We start from the raw sequence: 18,783 nt of genomic DNA, 5'->3' as shown, positions 1-18,783 counted from the left end.
ACGGCCACGGGCCGCCGAATTCGTGCTCTCGGCAAGGGAAGTCGCCGGGATCCGGCGGTCCGTCAGATGCCGGCGCCGCTGTCGGACGCGATGCGCCACAGCGGCGCCGCGTACTGCTGCGGACGGCTGCTCAGCAGGAGCGTCCTGAGGTCCTCGCGTTGTTGGCCGCCGAGTCCGAGCGCCTCGGTGATCCTGCGGAACGTCATGTGGGTGATGCCCCGGGCGCGGGCCTCGGCCTCGAACCGGTCGAGGAGACGCAGCGTGCTGTCCGGGTCGAGCGGCTGTTGCGGTCGGTTCCCGAGCCGGCCCGTCCTGTTCCGCTCGTAGTCGATCTCCGAGTAACCGCAGACTTCTCGGCTGGCCTGTTCGGCCTCCTCGAGGCTCTCCGTCTCCAGGAGGGCGCGGGCGAGCTCATTGCGATTGACGGCGTCGTCCAGGTCCGCTTCGTGGACGGTGGGGCCTTCGTCGGTGAGCGGGACCGGCAGGCCGCCGTCCCTGACTTCGCAGAGGCCGCGGGCGCCCCGGGCCGTGGCCGCCAGCATGGCCGCCGCCTCGGAGGGGTGCCATTCCAGTACCGACACGACCGGTTCGACGTGCTCGGCCGTGAGTGTCAGGACCGTCGGGCCCATGCGCTCGCGCAGGTCCTCGGCCGGGAGTTCGCCGTCCAGTCCGGGACCGGCGACCAAGAGCCGTACAGATGCGTTGACTTGGCAGGACGCGGCCAGAGTGAGGGCGTCCGCGAGAGGGCTGCGGAGGGTGGCCTCGTCACCCCTGGCGAGGATGTCGCCGCCGACGTCCAGGAGGTCGATGGACTCGGGGTCCAGGATCTGGATGAGCTCTTCCAGTTGGCGCGTGATGCCCTCGGCGCCGTGCAGCGGATCGAGCAGGGCGAAGGTGTGCGGCAGCTCGGCCGCCAGGCGGGGGAGCGTCGAGCCCGCCGGAGCGATCGGCTTCGCCTCGGCGGGGACGGTCCGCACGCTGCGCGTGAGGGTCCGCAGGCCGGTGAAGCTGTCCGGCCCTCGTGGCCCAGGCACCGGATCGATCAGCTGGCGGTCCCATGCGTAGGTGAGGACGAGCGCCGGACCGCCGCGATGTGCGTAGAGGGCCGCGTAGAGCATTGAGGCGGCGACGGCGTCGCCCCCGCCTCCGGCTGCCACGATCAAGCGCGTCACCCTCGTCAGCGTACGGGCTCGCCCCCTGGCCACTCACCTTATAGTGGCCAGTGGTAATAGCCACTTGCGCAAGGGGCTGCGATGCCGCAGATCGAAGAGACCCGGCCCAAGTACCTGCAGATCGCGCACCACCTTCGCGAGCAGATTCTGCGGGGCGACCTGCGGCCCGGCGACGAGGTTCCCTCGGAACGCCGGCTGGCGGCCGACTGGAGCGTGTCACGGCCGACGGCCGCTCGGTCGCTGGCGGCCTTGAGTCATCAGGGGCTGGTCGAGAAGCGGCAGGGATCGGGTACCTACGTGCGCGCAGTCGCCGCGAACCGGCGTGCTCGGGAGTTCTACGGACGGGCCAGACAGATCGGCAGGGTCCATCCGCCGGGCGAGTACGCGGTGATCACCTCGGCCGGCTGGGTGCCGGCGCCCGACCACGTCGCCGAGGCGCTGAGCCTGGCGCCCGGAGCCAGAGCTGTTCACCGGCGCCGGGTGACGAGGAACGAGTCCGGGCCGGTCGCGATCTCCACGTCCTGGTTCGGCAGCGATGTCGGAAAGCATGCCCCCAGGCTTCGTGAGCTCGACCGGATTCAGGAAGGCACGCTCCTGTACGTCGAGAACATGACGGGACGTCAAGGGAGCTATGCAGAGGACCGGTTGTGCGCACGCCCGGCGACGGAGGGCGAGGCGGTCGACCTCGAACTCGAGCCCGGAGCCGCTGTCCTGATCGTCCATCACGTCGTCCACGATATGCGGGACCGGCCCTTGGAGTTCGCCGAGGCGACGTACCCGCCGGGTCGTTGGGCGTTCGAGCAGGGCTACCCGATCGGCTAGCGGGGCGCGCCCGCCGCGTATCGCGGCGAGCGGCGGCCGTCGCAGGGCGTCAGTAGTCGAGGTTCGGGTACCAGTCGCCGCGGCCCTGCGGGGTCAGGTCGAGAAGGTGCCAGACGGGGGCCAGGAGGTCGATGCCGCGCTGGTCGATGTCGTCGGCCATGCGTGGGTGTGTGGAGTAGAAGTGGCGGACCGTGCCATCGCCGTCGCGGGTGAACACGGAGACGGTGGAGTCCTGTTCGCCGTCCTTGTCCTCGCTGCCCAGGTCGTACTTGAACGTGCTGTCGCCGCAGCTCAGGAGCCGGAGCCGGTGCCAGCCGCGGTTGCGGGCGTGCTGCCGCAGGGCGGGCGGGTCGGCGGCCGCGGCGATGACGAAGTCGGCGTTGCGCTCGAGGTGGTGGGCGATGCCGTTGAAGCCGTCGATCCACAGGGTGCACATCGGGCAGGGGTCGGTCTGCAGTTTGCCGTACATGAGGTGGTAGACGATCAGCGGGCGGTCCGGGGCGGTGAACAGCTCGCTGAGGGTGACCTCATTGACCGGCGCGTCGCCGACGTCGAGGTCGGTGGGGCCCTCGACGAAGGCGTAGTCCTCGACGGGCGACCCCTGCGGGAGCGCCCGTCGCAGGCCCGCGACCTGCTCGCGCCGACGCATGAGCTCGATCTCGGCCAGGCGCAGCTCTTCGCGGGCGGCGAGGTAGTCCGCCGTTTCCCCGGCCAGTCTGGTGTGCCGCACCATCGCGTCCTCCTGGGGTGGCCTTCCCCCGCCTCCGCCCCGGTCCGGGGGCCCGGCTCCCGCGTCCCCGAACCGGTTCTTCAAGCCTAGGGCGGCGGCGTACGGTCCGCAGAGGCGAGCACGACGGGCCGAAGAGGCGTGGCTCGGCCCCGTCAGCCGATGCACACCACGAGCAGGCAGATCTCCGACGGCGACGTCGCCGCGGGCGTGGGGGCGGCCTGCGTTCCCGAGTCCGTGCCGGCGGCGGGAGCGGGCGCGGACGTCTGATGGGCGGCCGTACCGGTGTGGTCGGGGACCGTTGCGCCGGAGGACGGGGAGGCGATCGGCTGCTGGGGGGCCGACGTCGCCGTCGCGCCGGTCGTACGAGGAAGGGCGGTGGCGGTCGGCCGAGCGCTCGGCGGGGCGGTGCGGTGCAGGGCGGCGGTGGACTGCTCGCGCGGGAGGTTGGTCGCGGGAGACTGCGCGGGGGGAGTGGACGAGGAGCGGTGAGTGTCGGGCCGCGTCTCCGCCGGGCGGGTGTACTGCGAGGTCGGTTCCTCCTTGGCGCCCGTGCTCGGGAGCTCCGGTGCCGCGGCCGCCTGGGCCCGGTTGCCGGACTGCCCGTCCATCGCGGCAACCGTCAGACCGCCTCCGACGAGTGCGACGGCGGTCGCGACCACGGCCCGGCGCTGGTTCTTCTTCCAGCGGGCCCGCTGGCGACGCCGTGCCGCCCGCCCTTGCGGCGCGGGCGGTACGTCCTGGAGATCGCCGGACGGGCCGACCTGCGGGGGCTCCTCCGTGCCGGCCCCGATCGCCGTCCCGGCACGAAAACCTGCTGTCCCGCCACGGAGACGGTCGTCGTGCCACGCCTCGGCGGCCGCGAATTCCCACGCGGCCACCGCGTCCGTCGTCGCCTGCGGCGCCCGGGCGGGGACAGGGCGACCGTCGGCTGTGACCGGAGCGATGTCCGGAGCGTACGCACCGCACCCGGGACACACCAGGGCGCCGTTGAGATGCCGACGACACGAGGAGCAGTAGTCCATCTCGGTCTTCCTGAGTTGACGTGCCGTCGCCCGCACCGGGCCGCAGCCTGGTCACGTTCGCACGTGGGATCGAATGGCCAGCAACCTAACGAGTCTTTCGCAAGACTGTGTGCAGCCTGTGTGATGCTCCTGCACGAATCCCCTGGGGACCTCGCGTGTGTGAACGGATCGAAACGGTCGGGCGGCTGCATGGGGTGCGGCAGCCGACCTTCCGGGAACGCCGAGAAGAAGCGGCTCAGCTCGCCGGTCGCGCTGATCACCGCGCGCTGCACCCGCCGCGGTGGGGCGGAGCCGGTGACGTCGATCGTCCGACAGTGCCACGCCCGAGGTGTGGATCAACCCGGGCACCATCGTCGTCGGGCTCGTCCACCTGCTGCTCGGCACCGTCACCGAGCACGTCGCCGCCACCCGTACGAGGGGTGGCGGAGCGGGTGACGAGCACGGCCAGCACACCCGCTGGTGGTGATACCGGCCCCGGCGATCAGCAGCGGCACCCGCGGACCGCGGCTGCCCCGTTGAGGATGGTGGTGTCGAGGCTGACGAGCGGGACGCTCAGACAGCAGACGGCCAGGACCGACCTCCGTCGGCCGCCGCGGGGTCGGTGCACGGGGCGCCTTCCTTCAACGCCGGTTCGTGGCATGGGAGTCGGCGAAGTCCCACAGCGCGGCGAGGAGTTGCTCGGGGGTCTCGAGCTGCGGCATGTGGCCGGTGGCGGGGAGCAGCTCGAACCGGGCCTCGGGGATGGCCGCCGCGTACGCCCGCCCGTACTCGGCGTCGACGACCTCGTCGCTCTCACCCCACGCGACGAGGGCCGGGTGGGTGACCTTGGCCAGGCGCTCGCGGAGCGTGGGGTCCTCCATGACGTACGGCCCCGAATAGACCTGGAGGGCGGCGCGGTGTGCGGCCATCACCGCGCGGGCGGCCTCCGGGAGGGTGGCGGGGTCGACGGCGAACTTCGCGGGGTCGTGGAAGGCGAGCCGCGACAGCTCGGCCGGGGTGAGGGAGAAGGGGTCGGCGACCGGGTGGCCGGGGACCTTGATGCCGGCGGCGTTGACGAGGACGACGCTGCCGACCCGTTCGCTGTCGAGCAGGGCCAGTTCGGCGGTGATCCAGCCGCCGATGGAGTTGCCGACGACGGTCACGTCCGTGAGGCCGAGTTCGTCGAGCAGTCGTACGTAGGCCTGGGCGAGGGTGGCGACGTCGGTCAGCCAGTCGGGCCGGGCCGTGCCGCCGAAGCCGGGGTGCACCGGGGTGATGACCCTGGCCGGCCGCTGTGCCGCGAGCAGCCCGGCGAAGGGTGCGACGGTCTGCGGACCGCCGCCGCCGTGCAGCAGGAGGAAGGGGCGGCCCTGCCCCTGGTCGTCGACGGTGACGTCGAGGTCGCCGGAGGGGAGGTCGAGGGTGTGGACGGTGCTGGTCATGAAGTGTCCTCAAGGGCGTCGGGAGGCGAGGGGAGGGGGCGGTCAGGCGAAGTCGCTGGCGGGAACGGTGGCGTAACGGCTCATCACCTCGACGGTCGCCTCGGCGCTCATCTCCCGGCCGCCGGCGATCATGTCCCGCAGGTCGCGGAAGTACTGCACGTACAGGTCGGGCGTGAAGGTGTTGAGCAGCACCGCCGGCTCGTCGCCGAGGTTGGCGAAGGTGTGCGGGGCGCCGGGCGGGATCATCGCGAGCGTGCCGGCGGGGGCGGCATGGGTGGTCTCCCCGACGGTGAAGTGCACGGTGCCGGAGACGACGTAGAAGCCCTCGTCGTGCTGGGCGTGACGGTGCTGCGGCGGGCCTTGGGTGTGCGGGGCGAGGGTGATCTCACCGATCCCGATCCGGTGCCCGGTGGTGCTGCCGTCCTCGAGGATGCGCATCTGGGTCGGTCCCAGCCGGATGGTCTCGCCGCCGTCCGGGCCGACCACGGAAACCTCGTTCATTGCCGCTCCTTCGTGAGAGTTCGCTCTCATGAGATTAGGGAGGCTGCTCTCGTTGTGCAAGTGAACTCTCATAACGAGAGTCGGCAGTGGTAAAGTGCTTGTGCAGGGGGGTTGGGCGGACCGGCAGAGACTGAGGACGGGGCATACCGATGGCGACGACACCGACGGACACCGGCCGCAGCAACCAGAAGAGGCGCACGCGCACGGCGATCGTCGAGGCCGCCCGCGAACTCATCGGCACGGGCGCCGAGGTGACCATGCCCGCGATCGCCCGCGCGGCCCTGGTCTCGGAAGCCACCGCCTACCGGTACTTCCCCGACCTTCCGTCACTGATCAGCGAGGCCTTGGCGGGCGTCTGGCCCGCACCGGCCGACGCGCTGCGACCGGTCGCGGACTCCCGCGACCCCGTCGAACGCGTCGCCTTCGCCTGCGAGTTCCTGCTCCGCGGCATACTCGCCCGCCAAGGCGCGGTGCGCGCCATGATCGCCGCCACCATCACCCGCCCCGAGACGGTGACCATGCGACCCGGTATCCGCTTCGGCCTCATCGACCACGCGCTCGTCCCCCTCCAGGGCACCTTGGGGGCGACGAATCCGGACGCCTTCGCCCAGCTCAAGCGCGACCTCGCGGTGGTCGTCAGCGCGGAGGCCCTCTTCTCTCTCACCGATCTGTGCGGACTCGACCCGGACGAGGCGGTCACCAGCGCCGTACGGACCGCGACGACCCTGACCGGGGCGGCGGTCCGCGCGGCGGGTGCCCTGAACTGCGGTGATGCCTGAGGCGCGTGGGCCCGGCAAGGTCGGGCGGAGACTGCCCGATGGGCGCTGCTCCTCGGGCGGCCCGCCACCCGGGAGCCGCCGCGACGGCCCAGGTCGCTCTTCGCCCCTCGGTCACCCCCGCTGCTATATAACCGGGGCATGATCTATCACGTCGTACCGCTCGGTGAGTGGAACGCCGGCCCGGGCCGGCCGTACGCGCCCGCTTCCCTCGCGGAGGACGGTTTCGTCCACTGCTCACCCGACGAGGAGACGACGCTCACCGTCGTCAACGCGTTCTACCGCACCGCTCCCAGGCCGCTGCTGGCGCTGCTCCTCGACGAGGACCGGCTCACCGCGAAGTGCGTATGGGAGGCGGCCGTTCCCGCTCCGCCGCCCGGGGTGGCCGCGAGCACCCTGTTCCCGCACGTGTTCGGGCCCATCAACCGTGACGCCGTCGAGCGCGTCCTGGAGGTCCGCTGGGACCGGGAAGGCCGGGCGACAGGGTTGGGGGACGTCGGCTGACGGTGGCCTGGGGCCGCGGGCCGATGTGCGTGGGCCTCCGCCGTCGCCGTGCCGCCATCGGCGAAGGACCTCCTCGATCGCCGTCGGAAGCCGTAGCGGCGGTTGTCGTGGAGGGGGCACCGGACATCCCGGCCCTGGCCCCGAGGGGTACGGTGAAATCGTGACATAGGGCGCAACTCCGAAAGACCCGGAGTGTGATGCCATGCCTCGTCGCCGCACCGACTCCTCCAGCGGCACGGCGGAGCTGCTGGACACGCTTGGTGATCTCACCGGCCGGATACTGGATCGGATCAAGGTCCAGCAGGCCCGCGTGGAACTCGCTGCCGCGCTGCAGCGTCAGGTCCTCGCCGCCGACCTGCCGGTCCTGTCCGGTCTGCACGTGGCGGGACGGTACGCACCCGCGCGGGCCGGGCTGGACATCGGGGGCGACTGGTACGACGGCTTCCTCATGCCGGACGGCTCGGTGGGATTCGTGATCGGAGATGTGCAAGGCCACGATGTCGAGGCCGCTGCTCTCATGGGGCAGGTGCGCACCTGTCTGCGCGCCGTCGCCACCGCCACCACGGACCCGGCGGAGGTGCTCCGGCGCACCAACGACCTGCTCGTCGCCCTGGACTGCGGGCTGTTCGTGACCTGCTCGTTCCTGCGTTTCGACCCGGTCACGAGCGAGCTCGTCGACGCCCGCGCCGGGCATGTCCCCGCCGTCTGGGCCACGGCGGCCGGCCGCTGCGACATCGTTCTGACCGACGGCGGCCTGCCGCTGGGCATCCAGGCCGGCGAGAAATACCGGTCGACCCACCGGCTGCTCGCCGACGTGGGCGCGTTCGTGCTGCTCACCGACGGTGTGGTGGAAGGCCCCGACTACCCGATCGAGGAAGGTCTCGAGCGGGTTGCCGAACTGGTCGTCGGCGCCTGTCGCACCGACCCGGACGAGCTGGCCGCACAGGTGATCAAGGTGGCGGACCTCACCGGCCACAGCGACGACGCCGCCGTCCTCGTCCTTCGCTACGGGGGGCTCTGGGACGAGGGGCGTGGCAGAGGGCGACAGGAGCAGCCGCAGGGCGAAGAATGAGGGCATGCACGGCATGTGCGACCCCGGCGCGGCCTCGCCCGGTGTGACCGCCGACGCGGGCGGGGATGATCGACGTGGCGCGCAGTGAGCGGCTCCGGCGGTACGCCGCCGAGGGCCTGCGGATGGCCGCCGTCGTGGCCGCCTACTACGTCAGCGCCAAGATCGGGCTGCAGCAGCAACTGGTGCGAGGGCAGATCACGCCCTTCTGGCCGCCCACCGGCATCGCTCTCGTCGCCCTGATGCTGTGGGGCCTTCGCATGTGGCCGGCGATCGCTCTCGGGGCGTTCCTTGTGAACGTGGTGCTCGGGCCCTCGATCCTCCCCGTACTCGCCATCGCGGTCGGCAACACGGTCGCCCCGGTCTGCGCGTACCTCCTCCTGCGGCGTGTGGGATTCCGTATCGAACTCGACCGGCTGCAGGACGCGCTGTCGCTGGTCTTCCTCGGGGCCCTGGGCGGGATGCTGATCAGCGCCACGCTCGGCACCGGAGTCCTGGTGGCCTCCGGTGCGCTGACGGCGCAGGATTTCTGGCCGGCCTGGTCGGTGTGGTGGACGGGCGACGCGATGGGAGTCCTGGTCATCACGCCGTTCCTGCTGGCCGCGCGCAACGCCCGATGGCCACGCGGCACACCCGTCCTGCGCTGGGTCGAGGCGCTGGCCCTGCTCGGCGGCACGGCGCTGGTCACCGCCGGGGTCACCCACAGCTCGCTCGACCTTCTCTTTCTCGTCGTTCCCTTCCTGATCTGGGCGGCCTTCCGCTTCCAGCTGGCCGGCGCCGCGCCCTGCGTGCTGATCGCCTCCGTGGTCGCGATCGACGCGGGTGCCGTCGGTTCGGGCCCGTTCTCCGGTCAGGACCTGCTCGCCAAGATGGTCATCCTGCAGGCCTTCAACGGCACCGTGTCACTGACGGCCCTTCTTCTCTCGGCGATCGTCGCCGAGCGGAACCGCACCCTCCGCGAGATCGAAGAGGCTTGCGAACGCCTGACGGAAGCGCTGTCCCGGCTCGCCTCGGACGAGACGCTCGATCAGTGGGCGTCCTCCCGCCCGAAAAGACACGATCATCGCGAGTAGCACCGCCCGTGAGACGAGCGGGCCTGTCGGCAAGGGCGCGGGCGGCTGTCTCGGCTCCCACGTCCGACGACGCCCGCTCGGTACGAGAAGCGAAAGCGGGCGCGTCCGGCAGCTCGCCGGACGCGCCCGCCGGGGCGTAGGGACGACTACTTCGTGGCCGTCACCTGCAGGGGCGCGAGGTTCGGGCTCGGAGCGGACAGGGTGCTGTGGGGCAGCGACTGAGCAGCCGTGCTCTGTGGCGCCACGCCCTTGTAGTACGACGTGTAGTCGTAGTGGGTACCCACGCCGATCGCCGCACCGATCTTGGGAAGGACGGAAGCGTCGACCGATGCCGTGCCGCCGAAGACGGCCACATGGTTCACACTCGACGACATCCGCATCAGGTACCGCTTGGTGTCGTACGGCAGCGAGGTGACGTCGGTCCACAGCAGCGGACCGTAGGTGGTCATCGCCGACGACGCGGAGACGCCGCCGCGCCAACTGCCCACGGAGGCCACCGCGGCGTTCGACGGCAGCGACCACCACAGGTTGGCGAGCTGCATGGCGTTCGACTGCGGAGTGGCGCCGGCGACCCGGTAGTAGCTGTACTTGCTGGGCCAGTGCGGCATCTTGCCGGCCTTGTACGCCTTGGCCAGTGCCGACTCGGCGTCGGTCCCCACCGTGATGATCTTCGTTGTGCTCGGGCTGTACTTGTTGAGGTAGCCGTAGACGGACGCGGTCATGGTCGAGCCGTCGGTCAGCAGCACGACCGCGGACCCTGAACTGCCCATGGAGCCCGCGGCGGAACTGGCCGCGAGGGCGTTGTGGTAGTCGGATCCGGTGGCCAGGAAGACGTACTTCGGCGTGCTGGTGATCGTCTTGGCCACGGCCACCGAGGTGGAGTAGCGCGAAACGTCCGACAGCCGCTTGACCACATACCCGAGCGAGGTCACCTTGGACGCCACCGCGCTGTTGAGGACCTTGGTGCCGCCGATCAGGTAGACGGTCTTACCCTTCGGCAGCATGCGCTTGAGCTCCGTCTGCACCGAGGAGTCCAGGCCGGTGCCGGAGGTCATCAGCACCGGTCCGCGCTTCTTGCCGGCCAGCGAGGTCGCGGTGGTGGCGTACGCCGAGTCCGACTTGCTGATGAGGACGGCCGCGCCCGCGTTCGTCAGGCCGGGCGTGCTCGTGCCGACCGTGTTCCAGGTCCACTTGGACGACGCGATGTTGGTGTCGTAGGTGTCGGAGCCGTAGACCCGGGAGATCGCGTTGTCCCTGATCGGCTGCCAGGCCACGTCGCTGCCGTCGCCCTGGGGGACCTGCGTCTCCGTGCCCGTGCCCAGGTCGTGGATCCACACATGCGGGCCCTGCGGGACGTCCGGGTTGCCGGAGACGTAGATGTCGTACGCGATCCGGTTGCCCTGCGGCGACCAGGCGGGCCGGTTGTGGTCGGTGGCGTCCGTGGTGACCTGGGCCGTCCCGGTGCCGTTGGTCTTGACCGTGAACAGCTGCTTGTGTCCGTCGACCGACCGGGTGAAGGCCACCGACTGGCCGTCCGGGGAGATGCTGGGGTCCTTCGCGTTGTCGGCCACCTTGGTGAACGCCCCGGTACGGCCGTTGTAGACCCACACGGCCGGAGTGCCGGTGGTGGCGCAGCTTGTTCCGGTGCGCACGAAGGCCAGCATGCCGTTGACCGCGCCGCTGGGCTTGGAGTCGCAGCCGTCGACGTCGGTGCCGAACAGGCTCTTCGGCGCCCGGGTGCCGTCGGCCGCGGTCACCCGCAGCCGGCCTGCGGCGGTGAAGACGATGTCGCCGCCGCCGTACCAGAACGTCGGGTCGGCCGGATGCCAGCCGCTGCCGGACGGCATGGTGATGTCGACGCCGGTGTCCGCCGAGTCGGCCCATGCCGTGCGGATGTGGTCGTCGTAGGGGTTCACGAAGGCGACCTGGCTGCCGTCGGCGGACCAGGCGCCCTGGTTCCCAGTCGGGTTGAACGAGGACCATGAGGACCCGTCCGGGTTGACGAAGCCCATCTGACCGCCGACGTCGGTGTACAGCAGCTTCCCGTCGGTGGCGGGCCAGCTGCTGGTGACGGCGGTCGCCGGGCCCGAAACCCCGGCGACGAGACCGGCGGTGAGCGCGGCGACGGTGGTGAGCGCCGCGGATCTGCGACGCGTACGCGTGTTCAAGATGCCCCCACAAGTGAATGAATGGCCGCCATGCCCCTCCCCCGAGGTGAACGGACGGCGTCCGCACGGCAGCGGCGAAACATTAGTGGCAGGCACTGACAGCTGTGAAGACAGGGGTTGCTCGGCGGCGCGGCAGATGCCCTCGCGCGAGGCGCTGCCGCTGTTCGGCCGTGGTGCCCCGGTGCCTGGCGGGCCCGCTGGGGTGCTGCCAGGTCGAGCAGGAGAGGGCGTCGTGGTCGGTGGGCCCGGTGTCCGGAGCGGGCGCTCAAGCGGGACCGGGGCTTCGCAGCAGCCCTGCGTCCCGCGGGCCGGCCGAGGGCGTTCACATGACGACGGCGTCGACCGGAGCGAGGTCGGGTCAGGTCGAGCGAGCAGCTCCCGCGGCCTCGTCGGCGGGTATGCCGAAGTGCCGCAGCAGGCCGTGTACGACCAGGTCCGAGGCGCACGTCGTCACGGTCGGGCTGTGCGTGCGGCAGCGGGCCCAGGGCCGGTTGGGTGCTGACCGTCATCGCCAGGGCGAGATCGCGGTCCTCCACCTCGAACCGCCCGGCGGCCGCCGCGGTACGGATGTCGCGCAGTGCGCGTGGCACCAACCCGCGGTCGGAGCAGGCCACTTCGAGCCCATGCTTCAGCAGGATCCGGCTGCGCTGCGGGTAGCGCCGGTGCAGGCAGCCGGTCATACGGAAGCTCTGGGCGTACGCGACCGCCAGGTTGTCGACGTCGGCGGTGAGCCGGTCCATGAGCCCGCCGAACACCGTGGAACGGAGCGTGCCCGTCGTCCGTGGGTGGCGAAGCGTTGGAGTAGGCGGCCCCGGTCGTGGTTGGCTGCGGAACCACGGGGCCGTGGGGCGCTCGAGTGGTACGTTCCGCCGATCAGGTGTTACCTGGTGTGAGGGGAGAAACCGGAGGGGTGCGGACATCTCGGGGCAAAGGAGACCGAAATATGCACAGGAACCCGGTCATGCGAACCCTGGCCGCCGCCCTCCTCGCGGGCGGCGTCATCGTGGGAGCGGTCGCGAGCCCGGCCTCAGCCGCAGCCACCACGCACGGTGTCGCGTCGCTGTCACCCAACAGCCAGGCCAACGGCGGGTGCCGGTTCGGTGTGGGCTTCAACCGCGGCTTCAACCCGTACTGCGGATTCGGCTACGGCTACCCGTTCGGTACCGCCGGGTTCTTCGGCGGGTACCCCTACAGCAACACCCCCGTAGTGGTCATCGTCCGCTGACGCGCCGACGGCGTAGAAGCGGACAGAAGGAGGGCCGCCGCGTCGCTGCGCGGCGGCCCTCCTTCTTCGAAGTCGTGTGCGCAGGACGGGACTTCGGTGCCGTGCCGACGGGTGAGCGGCAGGACGAGCGCCGGCCGGATGGCCATGTCCAGGTGTCGGCGCGAGGACCACGCCGGACGAGATGGAGGACGGCTGCGCAGCTTTGCAGGTCCCCTCACGCCGAGCCGGCTCGATGGTCTCTGCGGGTGCAGAGCGAGCCTGTGACCGAGCTGCCGGAAGTCGAGTACCGAGACGTCTGGGACCGCTTCCGCGCGGAGTTCGCATTCCGTCCGAGTGTGAACCCGGCCGAGTGGCCTGCCATCAACGAGCCGGCGGACTCCGTCACTGGGAGTCTGGCGTCGCTGGACGAAGTGGGACCGCCGCTACGCCGTGCCGGTCGCAGGCTGCCTGCAACGTGACGCACTTTCCCACCCGTAATGCGTGAGACTCCTCTGGGGTGCCGCTGTCACCCCAGAGGAGTCCCTGGGTCGCGCCGGTGCGACGGCCGCTGAGGTCCGTCCTGATCCGGCTCCGTTCGCCGCTGTTGGTGTCGGCCGGTGAGGTCGGACATCAGCGGTCCTCTTGGCATGCGTGGCCCACGAAGAGACGACCGGCCTGTCGCCTGTTCCCCGTGACCGTCAGCCGACCGGCACGGTCACGGTACGGATCTCGCTGGACGGCGAGTAGTTCCCGGCCGCGTCGTAGGTACGGGCCCGGTACTCGTAGGCGCGCCCGTCGGCGGGCAGCGGGTCGCAGACGGTGGCCGTGGCGGTGGCGAAGCGCGGGTCGTATCCCTGATGCAGGACGACCGACCAGGTGTCCGTCCCCGCCTCGCGGCGCTCGATCTCGAAGCCGGTGAAGTCGCGGATCGGGGCCGGCGTGTTGTCGGTGGCGGTCGCCCGGATGCCGCTCGCGCAGGAGCTGAGGGTCAGGTCGGGGGCGTAGGCGGGGGCGATGCCGTCAGGGATCTCGAGCCAGAGCTCGTTGGTGGCGGTGGCGTCGAGCCGGTCCGGGTTGTAGGTGGTGGTGCCGCCGTCGTTGGTGACGAGGACGCGGTAGTGGCCCCATTCGCCGTCGGCGACGACGGGGTCGGTGGTCCAGGTGTTGCCCTTGGTGGTGCCGAGCGGGACCCAGACCCAGTAGCCGTCGACCTTGTCGTTGCTCAGCACCGTGTAGTGGTCGAAGTGCGGCTCGGTGTTGAGGGGCCACTTCAGGGTGACCTTGCCGGTCGCCTTGTCGTAGGTGCCGGTCAGGGAGGTGACGACGGGCAGGGGACGGACGATGGTGTCCGTGCTGCCCGACGAGGTGTTGCCCGCCTTGTCCTTGGCGCGCACCTCGTAGTAGTAGGGCGTGCGGTCGTCGGGGTTCACGAGGGGGTCGGTGTGGCTGCGGGCGGTGGTCGTGGTGACCTTCGTCCAGGTGCTGGAGCCGACGGGCCGCCGGTAGAGGGAGTAACTCGCCAGGTCCATCTCCTTGTTGGCGGACCAGGAGACGGTCGTCTTGCGGGTCGTGGTGTTGTAGGCGGTCTGCACGCCGGTGGGGGCGAGTGGCTTCGTCTGGTCGTACGTGGACGAAGTCCGGGGCGTGTACGTGTACTTGACCTTCGCGGCGCCGGTCCAGTTCACGTAGTCGACGCGGAGGGTGTGCTTGCCCGAGGGGACGGTGAGGTTGACGCTCTTGGAGCGGGCGGTGTCACCGGTGCCCTTCCACAGGTCGATCTTGCGAACGCCGTCCAGGTAGACGCGGACGCCGTCGGTGGCGGAGGCGGTGAACGTGAAGGGACCGCCGGAGCCGAAGTCGCGGGTCACCGACCAGCGGACACCGAAGTTGTTCGACGGCACGCCGGAGACCGGGCTGCCGGACCAGCTCTGGCTGATGGTGCCGTCGCAGTCGGTCCTCACCGGGGAGCCGGAGAACGAGGTGTTCTTGTAGAACGTCCGCTTGTAGACGTTGGTCGAGCAGGTGACGTCGGCGGCTGCCGCCTGCGGGGCGGCGGCCAGCAGGCTGCCGAGAACGACGGCGCACATGGCACCACCGGTCCCGGCGGCGACGAGATTCTTCTGAGGCACGGGGACCTTTCGCGCTGTGCGGGGGACGTACGGCCGGAAGACTCGTGAGGTGGGAGGAAGGTTGCACAACGCGCCCGGTGACGTGAGGGGGCCCCGAGGCGACGAAGAAGGGCGTCGGATCCGGACGCGAAGGGGCTCGGAAAGCCAGGTCGAGCGTGTCGGCGCCGTGTCGCGACGTGGGCGGGCTGCGGCCGCAAGGCGCCTGCGCCCTCCGCGTGCCCCATCTTTGGGTGCAGGGGCGCGTCAGTACATCGCAGGAATGGCTGCCCATGCAAAAGCCCCAGGTCGCTGACCTGGGGCTTCAAGAAGAGCGGGTGACGAGAATCGAACTCGCGCTCTCAGCTTGGGAAGCTGATGTTCTACCATTAAACTACACCCGCGTAAGACGCCGGTTGAGCCGGTGTCGAATACTCGCTCACTCTACCTCATGCCTGGGTCCCCGGTGCGGAAGCCGTGGGGCCCGGTCGCGTTTCGGAGGGTGGATGTGACTGCGGGGGACCGGAGTTGGGGCGTACCGTAGGGACTCGGGAGAGGGCCCGTGGGGGACCGGAGTGCCGCCTGGAGGGCCATACCTTTCATCCCGTAATGTGGCTTTCGTCGTCGGTCACGCCAGTGCCTGACGAAGGCTCTTGGGGAAGGGACTCTGAGGACTTGATGGAGCGCACCGTCGTCCGTTGTGCCGAGGGGCACGTGTTCAGCACCGCTTCGTTCCCGATGCAGCAGGCCGAGCGGCTCGGTCCCGGTCGGTTGATCCGGTGTCCGCGGTGTGCGCGGCTCCGGAACGTTGTTCCGGTGGAGCTGGAAAAGCATTAGGGGCAGAAAACAGAAGCGTTCACGCCCACGTGGGCAGGCGCGCGGACCGCCACGATTGTGGCCGGTCCGCGCGCCTTGCGTATCCTCGGGACGTGCTTCTCTCAGACAAGGACATCCGGGCCGAGATCGACGCCGGGCGGGTCCGGATCGATCCCTACGACGAATCCATGGTGCAGCCGTCGAGCATCGACGTGCGGCTCGACCGCTACTTCCGGGTGTTCGAGAATCACCGCTACCCGCATATCGACCCCTCCATCGAGCAGGCGGATCTCACGAGACTCGTCGAGCCCGAGGGCGATGAGCCGTTCATCCTGCATCCCGGGGAGTTCGTGCTCGCCTCCACCTACGAGGTCATCTCGCTGCCCGACGACCTCGCCTCGCGGCTCGAGGGGAAGAGCTCGCTCGGGAGACTCGGGCTCGTCACCCACTCCACCGCCGGGTTCATCGACCCCGGCTTCTCCGGGCACGTCACCCTCGAGCTGTCCAACCTCGCGACGCTCCCCATCAAGCTGTGGCCGGGGATGAAGATCGGGCAGCTGTGCATGTTCCGGCTCAGCTCGCCGGCCGAGTTCCCGTACGGCAGTGACCGGTACGGGTCCCGCTACCAGGGGCAGCGCGGGCCGACCGCCTCCCGGTCCTTCCTCAACTTCCACCGGACCCAGGTATGAGGGCGTGAGCATGTCCCAGGTGCGTGAGAATCTCACCTACGAGGGATTCGGAACCGCGGTTCGCGAGCTCGCCCAGACCATCGCCGACGACGGGTACGAGCCCGACATAGTGCTGTCCATCGCCCGCGGCGGTGTCTTCGTCGCCGGCGGGCTCGCCTACGCTCTCGACTGCAAGAACATCCACCTCGTGAACGTCGAGTTCTACACGGGCGTCGGCACCACCCTTCCGATGCCCGTCATGCTGGCGCCCGTTCCCAACGCCATCGACTTCTCGCAGAAGAAGGTCCTGATCACCGACGACGTCGCCGACACCGGCAAGACGCTCAAGCTCGTGCACGACTTCTGCGTCGACTCCGTCGCCGAGGTCCGCACCGCCGTGATCTACGAGAAGTCCCACTCGCTCGTGAAGTGCGAGTACGTGTGGAAGCGGACCGATGAGTGGATCAACTTCCCGTGGAGCGTCTTGCCTCCGGTACGTAAGTCGGGCGAGCCCATCACGCCCTCCCGGGAGGCGCTGTAGCCGCCGAGGCGGATTCCGGCCGTGATCCCCTCGCGGGGCTGCCTCGCGAGTAGCCCTTGAGGGCGGCGAGGCCCGGCGGAGCGAAACGCAGAGAAAGGGGGCTTCCGGCGTTGTGCCGGAAGCCCCCTTTCGTATGTGCGGGAAGTACTAGAAGGTACCCAGCTTGATGATCGACACGATCGCGATCAGCTGGATGGCTGACGCGCCGAGCGCCTTCGGCCAGGGGAGGTCGTGGGACTTGCTGACCATGAGGGTCAGCAGGGCGCCCGCGCCGACCCAGGTGACCCAGCCGAGGAGCTGGACGAAGGACGCGTTGCCGCCGAAGAACATGGCGACGAGCAGGCGTGGGGCGTCCGTGAGCGACATGATCAACATGGAGAGGCCGACCGTGGGCTGCCAGGCCCCGTCGCCGCCGAGCTGGCGGGCCAGGGTGTGGGTGACCACGCCCAGGATGAAGGTGCTGATGACGATGGCGACGGCCGTCGTCAGGACGATGGGGATCGCGTTGGAGAGGGTGGCGTTGATCGCGTCCTCGCGGGCTCCGTCGAAGCCGAAGACCGCGAGCAGGCCGTAGATGAACGTCACGATCAGGGCCGGGGCCCACATCGTGTAGTCGCGCATCTGCAGGAAGGTCTGGTTGGGGGACAGGACGATGCCCCTGAGCAGGTCCTTCCAGTGCAGGCGGGGGCCCACCGGCGGGGCCGCCGCCTGGCCCGCGCGGTAGGTCTCGCCCTGGCTGTAGGGGTCCTCGCCGATCGAGAACGCCTGGGTGTGGCCGGGGCTGTTCGCCGCGTACGGGTCCGGGCCCTGCCGCGGGTGCCCGTTGCCGAAGTACTCCGGCTCGCCCTGGCCGCCGTTGCCGGTCTGGGGCCAGCCGCCCTGCTGACCGCCGTAGGCCTGACCGCCGTACTGCTGTCCCCCGTACTGCGGCTGCGACGGCGCAGCAGGGTAGCCGTACGGCGGCTGCTGGCCTCCCTGCGGTGCCTGCTGCCCGTACGACGGTCGGTGTTGTTGCGGTCGCGCCTGCGGTGCACGGTTGTCCCGGCCGCCGCGTCCGATCCTGAATCCAGCCACGTTATCGAACGTACCTGGTCCCGCAGAGTCGCGTGCCGGGCCCGGGGAACGGGCCCGGCATTGGGGCCGACCTGTGACATCACCTAAGGGATTTCCCAGCGGTCCCCTACGGGCCCTACGGGGAGTTCACCAGACGTGCTTGCCGGAGCCCGCCCCACCGGCGCGCGGGTTCACCCGGAACCAGCCCCAGTCGTCCACGTACGCCCTGACCAGGCGTAAGTCGCGACCGGCCTCGTCGCCGAGTAAGCGGTGGAGAGGCCGAGCGTGCCCGGGCCGAAGCTCGTGGACGCGGTGGTGGAGCAGAGCGAGGTGGCAGCGCCGGGGAGGTACCGGGTGGCGCCCCCGTCGTCGTTCTCCTGGGCGGCGATCGCGGTGAGGTCGGCGCGCCCGTCGTGGTTGACGGCCGAGGCGAGGAGCTGGGAGCCGAAGGTGTCGCCTCCTGCCAGCGCGCCGGGGACGCCGGGGCTGTCCTGGGTGAGGAACACCGCGCCGGTCGTGGTGGCACCCGACGCCGACCCCCGCAGCAGGGTGATCGCGCCCGCACTCGCCTTGTAGTCGCTTTCGTCCGTTGAAGGCGTACGGGAGTTCCGGTGCTTCCAGGGGCGGGGATCCGGCATCGTCCGCCCGGGCGGACTCGTCAGTCCGCGAGCCTCCCCCAGAGGTAGGCGGGGGACGTGGTGCCGAACGAGGTCGCCGTGAGCATCACGGAACCCGTTCCCGTAGGCCCCGACGACGTGCCCGGAGGGTACGTACACCCGGCCCGCCTCGGGCGCCGAGGCGACCAGTTCCGCGCGGCCGTCGCCGTTGAAGTCCCGCAACTGGACCGAGTCGCCGAACCAGCCGCCGTCGTTGTCGGAGAGTTCGCCTTCGATGCCGGAGGTCGAGACGTCGTACCAGCGGGCGTTCGTGCCCGTGACGCCGGAGGAACCGCCGCGCAGGACGGTGATGCCCCCGGCGCGGAAGAGGTTGTCGCCGATCACTTCCCCCGCGACACCGATGGCCAGGTCGGGGTAGCCGTCGCCGTTGGTGTCAGCGGCGGACACGTCGCTGCCGAAGTAGTCGGCGAACTCCGGGGTGCCGGGGACGCCCGACGTGGACTGGCGGATGGTCTTCGCGG

Annotated in this window: 20 protein-coding genes, 1 tRNA gene and 1 pseudogene; 10 read left to right on the top strand and 12 right to left on the bottom strand. The window is 70.4% G+C overall.

Translation table 11 applies throughout. The annotated features are described in order from the left end of the window. Positions 1-62: 62 nt before the first annotated feature. Positions 63-1,172 (bottom strand): DUF1152 domain-containing protein, encoded by a 1,110-nt coding sequence (locus ACIBK0_RS05065; RefSeq protein ID WP_399075721.1) that lies wholly within the window; start codon positions 1,170-1,172, stop codon positions 63-65. A gap of 81 nt (positions 1,173-1,253) precedes the next feature. Between ACIBK0_RS05065 and ACIBK0_RS05060 the strand changes: the two genes are divergently transcribed. After that, complete coding sequence (locus tag ACIBK0_RS05060) at positions 1,254-1,994, top strand: GntR family transcriptional regulator (RefSeq protein ID WP_399075719.1); 741 nt, start codon at positions 1,254-1,256, stop codon at positions 1,992-1,994. Between the two features lie 49 nt (positions 1,995-2,043). On the opposite strand, the gene ACIBK0_RS05055 is transcribed toward ACIBK0_RS05060, so the two are convergent. Then, positions 2,044-2,727, bottom strand: coding sequence for a DUF899 family protein (locus ACIBK0_RS05055; RefSeq protein WP_399075717.1), 684 nt, complete (start codon positions 2,725-2,727; stop codon positions 2,044-2,046). 149 nt (positions 2,728-2,876) lie between these two features. Beyond that, positions 2,877-3,746, bottom strand: coding sequence for a hypothetical protein (locus tag ACIBK0_RS05050; RefSeq protein ID WP_399075715.1), 870 nt, complete (start codon positions 3,744-3,746; stop codon positions 2,877-2,879). Between the two features lie 328 nt (positions 3,747-4,074). Between ACIBK0_RS05050 and ACIBK0_RS05045 the strand changes: the two genes are divergently transcribed. After that, on the top strand, positions 4,075-4,212 hold the full coding sequence (locus tag ACIBK0_RS05045) for a hypothetical protein (protein ID WP_399075712.1): 138 nt from the start codon (positions 4,075-4,077) through the stop codon (positions 4,210-4,212). A gap of 15 nt (positions 4,213-4,227) precedes the next feature. Here ACIBK0_RS05045 and ACIBK0_RS05040 read toward each other — a convergent pair whose 3' ends face one another. The 3 genes from ACIBK0_RS05040 to ACIBK0_RS05030 are packed head-to-tail and all read right to left on the bottom strand — an operon-like array spanning position 4,228 to position 5,668. Then, positions 4,228-4,353, bottom strand: a complete 126-nt coding sequence (locus ACIBK0_RS05040) for a hypothetical protein (protein WP_399075710.1) — start codon at positions 4,351-4,353, stop codon at positions 4,228-4,230. 13 nt (positions 4,354-4,366) lie between these two features. Then, complete coding sequence (locus ACIBK0_RS05035) at positions 4,367-5,167, bottom strand: alpha/beta fold hydrolase (RefSeq protein WP_399075708.1); 801 nt, start codon at positions 5,165-5,167, stop codon at positions 4,367-4,369. A 42-nt stretch (positions 5,168-5,209) separates the two neighbouring features. After that, positions 5,210-5,668, bottom strand: a complete 459-nt coding sequence (locus ACIBK0_RS05030) for a cupin domain-containing protein (RefSeq protein ID WP_399075706.1) — start codon at positions 5,666-5,668, stop codon at positions 5,210-5,212. Positions 5,669-5,817: 149 nt separating this feature from the next. On the opposite strand from ACIBK0_RS05030, the gene ACIBK0_RS05025 reads away from it, so the two are divergent. From ACIBK0_RS05025 to ACIBK0_RS05010, 4 genes are all read left to right on the top strand, one after another. Then, positions 5,818-6,447 carry a TetR/AcrR family transcriptional regulator gene (locus tag ACIBK0_RS05025; protein WP_399075704.1) on the top strand — a complete coding sequence of 210 codons (630 nt, stop codon included), beginning with the start codon at positions 5,818-5,820 and terminating at the stop codon, positions 6,445-6,447. A 138-nt stretch (positions 6,448-6,585) separates the two neighbouring features. Then, positions 6,586-6,948, top strand: coding sequence for a DUF952 domain-containing protein (locus ACIBK0_RS05020; protein WP_399075702.1), 363 nt, complete (start codon positions 6,586-6,588; stop codon positions 6,946-6,948). Positions 6,949-7,150: 202 nt separating this feature from the next. Beyond that, positions 7,151-8,020 carry a PP2C family protein-serine/threonine phosphatase gene (locus ACIBK0_RS05015; protein ID WP_399075700.1) on the top strand — a complete coding sequence of 290 codons (870 nt, stop codon included), beginning with the start codon at positions 7,151-7,153 and terminating at the stop codon, positions 8,018-8,020. A 65-nt stretch (positions 8,021-8,085) separates the two neighbouring features. Continuing rightward, complete coding sequence (locus ACIBK0_RS05010) at positions 8,086-9,090, top strand: MASE1 domain-containing protein (protein ID WP_399075697.1); 1,005 nt, start codon at positions 8,086-8,088, stop codon at positions 9,088-9,090. A gap of 146 nt (positions 9,091-9,236) precedes the next feature. On the opposite strand, the gene ACIBK0_RS05005 is transcribed toward ACIBK0_RS05010, so the two are convergent. Both ACIBK0_RS05005 and ACIBK0_RS05000 read right to left on the bottom strand, forming a co-directional pair. Further along, on the bottom strand, positions 9,237-11,258 hold the full coding sequence (locus ACIBK0_RS05005) for a cell wall-binding repeat-containing protein (RefSeq protein ID WP_399075694.1): 2,022 nt from the start codon (positions 11,256-11,258) through the stop codon (positions 9,237-9,239). 560 nt (positions 11,259-11,818) lie between these two features. After that, positions 11,819-11,938, bottom strand: a pseudogene (locus ACIBK0_RS05000) (TetR/AcrR family transcriptional regulator); the annotation flags it as partial. 263 nt (positions 11,939-12,201) lie between these two features. Between ACIBK0_RS05000 and ACIBK0_RS04995 the strand changes: the two are divergent. Next, the gene (locus tag ACIBK0_RS04995) at positions 12,202-12,483 is read left to right on the top strand and encodes a hypothetical protein (protein ID WP_399075691.1); all 282 of its coding nucleotides are present in this window, start codon (positions 12,202-12,204) and stop codon (positions 12,481-12,483) included. Between the two features lie 74 nt (positions 12,484-12,557). Next, the gene (locus ACIBK0_RS04990; protein ID WP_399075689.1) at positions 12,558-12,941 is read left to right on the top strand and encodes a DUF2716 domain-containing protein; all 384 of its coding nucleotides are present in this window, start codon (positions 12,558-12,560) and stop codon (positions 12,939-12,941) included. A gap of 219 nt (positions 12,942-13,160) precedes the next feature. Here the strand turns inward: ACIBK0_RS04990 and ACIBK0_RS04985 are convergent, their stop codons facing one another. Then, a complete protein-coding gene (locus tag ACIBK0_RS04985) occupies positions 13,161-14,591 on the bottom strand; it encodes a PA14 domain-containing protein (RefSeq protein ID WP_399075686.1) in 1,431 nt (476 codons plus the stop codon). Between the two features lie 309 nt (positions 14,592-14,900). Continuing rightward, positions 14,901-14,971 (bottom strand) — tRNA-Gly (locus tag ACIBK0_RS04980). Between the two features lie 525 nt (positions 14,972-15,496). Here ACIBK0_RS04980 and dcd point away from each other — a divergent pair. Then, positions 15,497-16,072, top strand: a complete 576-nt coding sequence (gene dcd, locus ACIBK0_RS04975) for a dCTP deaminase (protein ID WP_363161146.1) — start codon at positions 15,497-15,499, stop codon at positions 16,070-16,072. A gap of 10 nt (positions 16,073-16,082) precedes the next feature. After that, entirely contained in the window at positions 16,083-16,592 is a 510-nt protein-coding gene (locus ACIBK0_RS04970; protein WP_399075682.1) for a phosphoribosyltransferase, read from the top strand. A gap of 147 nt (positions 16,593-16,739) precedes the next feature. Here the strand turns inward: ACIBK0_RS04970 and ACIBK0_RS04965 are convergent, their stop codons facing one another. Continuing rightward, positions 16,740-17,666 (bottom strand): Yip1 family protein, encoded by a 927-nt coding sequence (locus ACIBK0_RS04965; protein WP_399075680.1) that lies wholly within the window; start codon positions 17,664-17,666, stop codon positions 16,740-16,742. A 170-nt stretch (positions 17,667-17,836) separates the two neighbouring features. Further along, positions 17,837-18,709 carry an FG-GAP repeat protein gene (locus ACIBK0_RS04960; RefSeq protein ID WP_399075678.1) on the bottom strand — a complete coding sequence of 291 codons (873 nt, stop codon included), beginning with the start codon at positions 18,707-18,709 and terminating at the stop codon, positions 17,837-17,839. Positions 18,710-18,783 lie beyond the last annotated feature (74 nt).

The sequence above is a fragment of the Streptomyces sp. NPDC050564 genome (assembly GCF_044457265.1).
Classification (GTDB): Bacteria; Actinomycetota; Actinomycetes; order Streptomycetales; family Streptomycetaceae; genus Streptomyces.
Note: the sequence above shows the minus strand (reverse complement) of the source record. Positions and strands in the feature narration are given on the sequence as shown.

Coding starts and splice junctions, on each gene's coding strand:
- ACIBK0_RS05025 (WP_399075704.1), top strand. CDS start 5,818: ATGGCGACGACACCGACGGACACCGGCCGCAGCAACCAGAAGAGGCGC.
- ACIBK0_RS05050 (WP_399075715.1), bottom strand. CDS start 3,746: ATGGACTACTGCTCCTCGTGTCGTCGGCATCTCAACGGCGCCCTGGTG.
- ACIBK0_RS05055 (WP_399075717.1), bottom strand. CDS start 2,727: ATGGTGCGGCACACCAGACTGGCCGGGGAAACGGCGGACTACCTCGCC.
- ACIBK0_RS04995 (WP_399075691.1), top strand. CDS start 12,202: ATGCACAGGAACCCGGTCATGCGAACCCTGGCCGCCGCCCTCCTCGCG.
- ACIBK0_RS05015 (WP_399075700.1), top strand. CDS start 7,151: ATGCCTCGTCGCCGCACCGACTCCTCCAGCGGCACGGCGGAGCTGCTG.
- ACIBK0_RS05060 (WP_399075719.1), top strand. CDS start 1,254: ATGCCGCAGATCGAAGAGACCCGGCCCAAGTACCTGCAGATCGCGCAC.
- ACIBK0_RS05010 (WP_399075697.1), top strand. CDS start 8,086: ATGATCGACGTGGCGCGCAGTGAGCGGCTCCGGCGGTACGCCGCCGAG.
- ACIBK0_RS05020 (WP_399075702.1), top strand. CDS start 6,586: ATGATCTATCACGTCGTACCGCTCGGTGAGTGGAACGCCGGCCCGGGC.
- ACIBK0_RS04970 (WP_399075682.1), top strand. CDS start 16,083: ATGTCCCAGGTGCGTGAGAATCTCACCTACGAGGGATTCGGAACCGCG.
- ACIBK0_RS05035 (WP_399075708.1), bottom strand. CDS start 5,167: ATGACCAGCACCGTCCACACCCTCGACCTCCCCTCCGGCGACCTCGAC.
- ACIBK0_RS05030 (WP_399075706.1), bottom strand. CDS start 5,668: ATGAACGAGGTTTCCGTGGTCGGCCCGGACGGCGGCGAGACCATCCGG.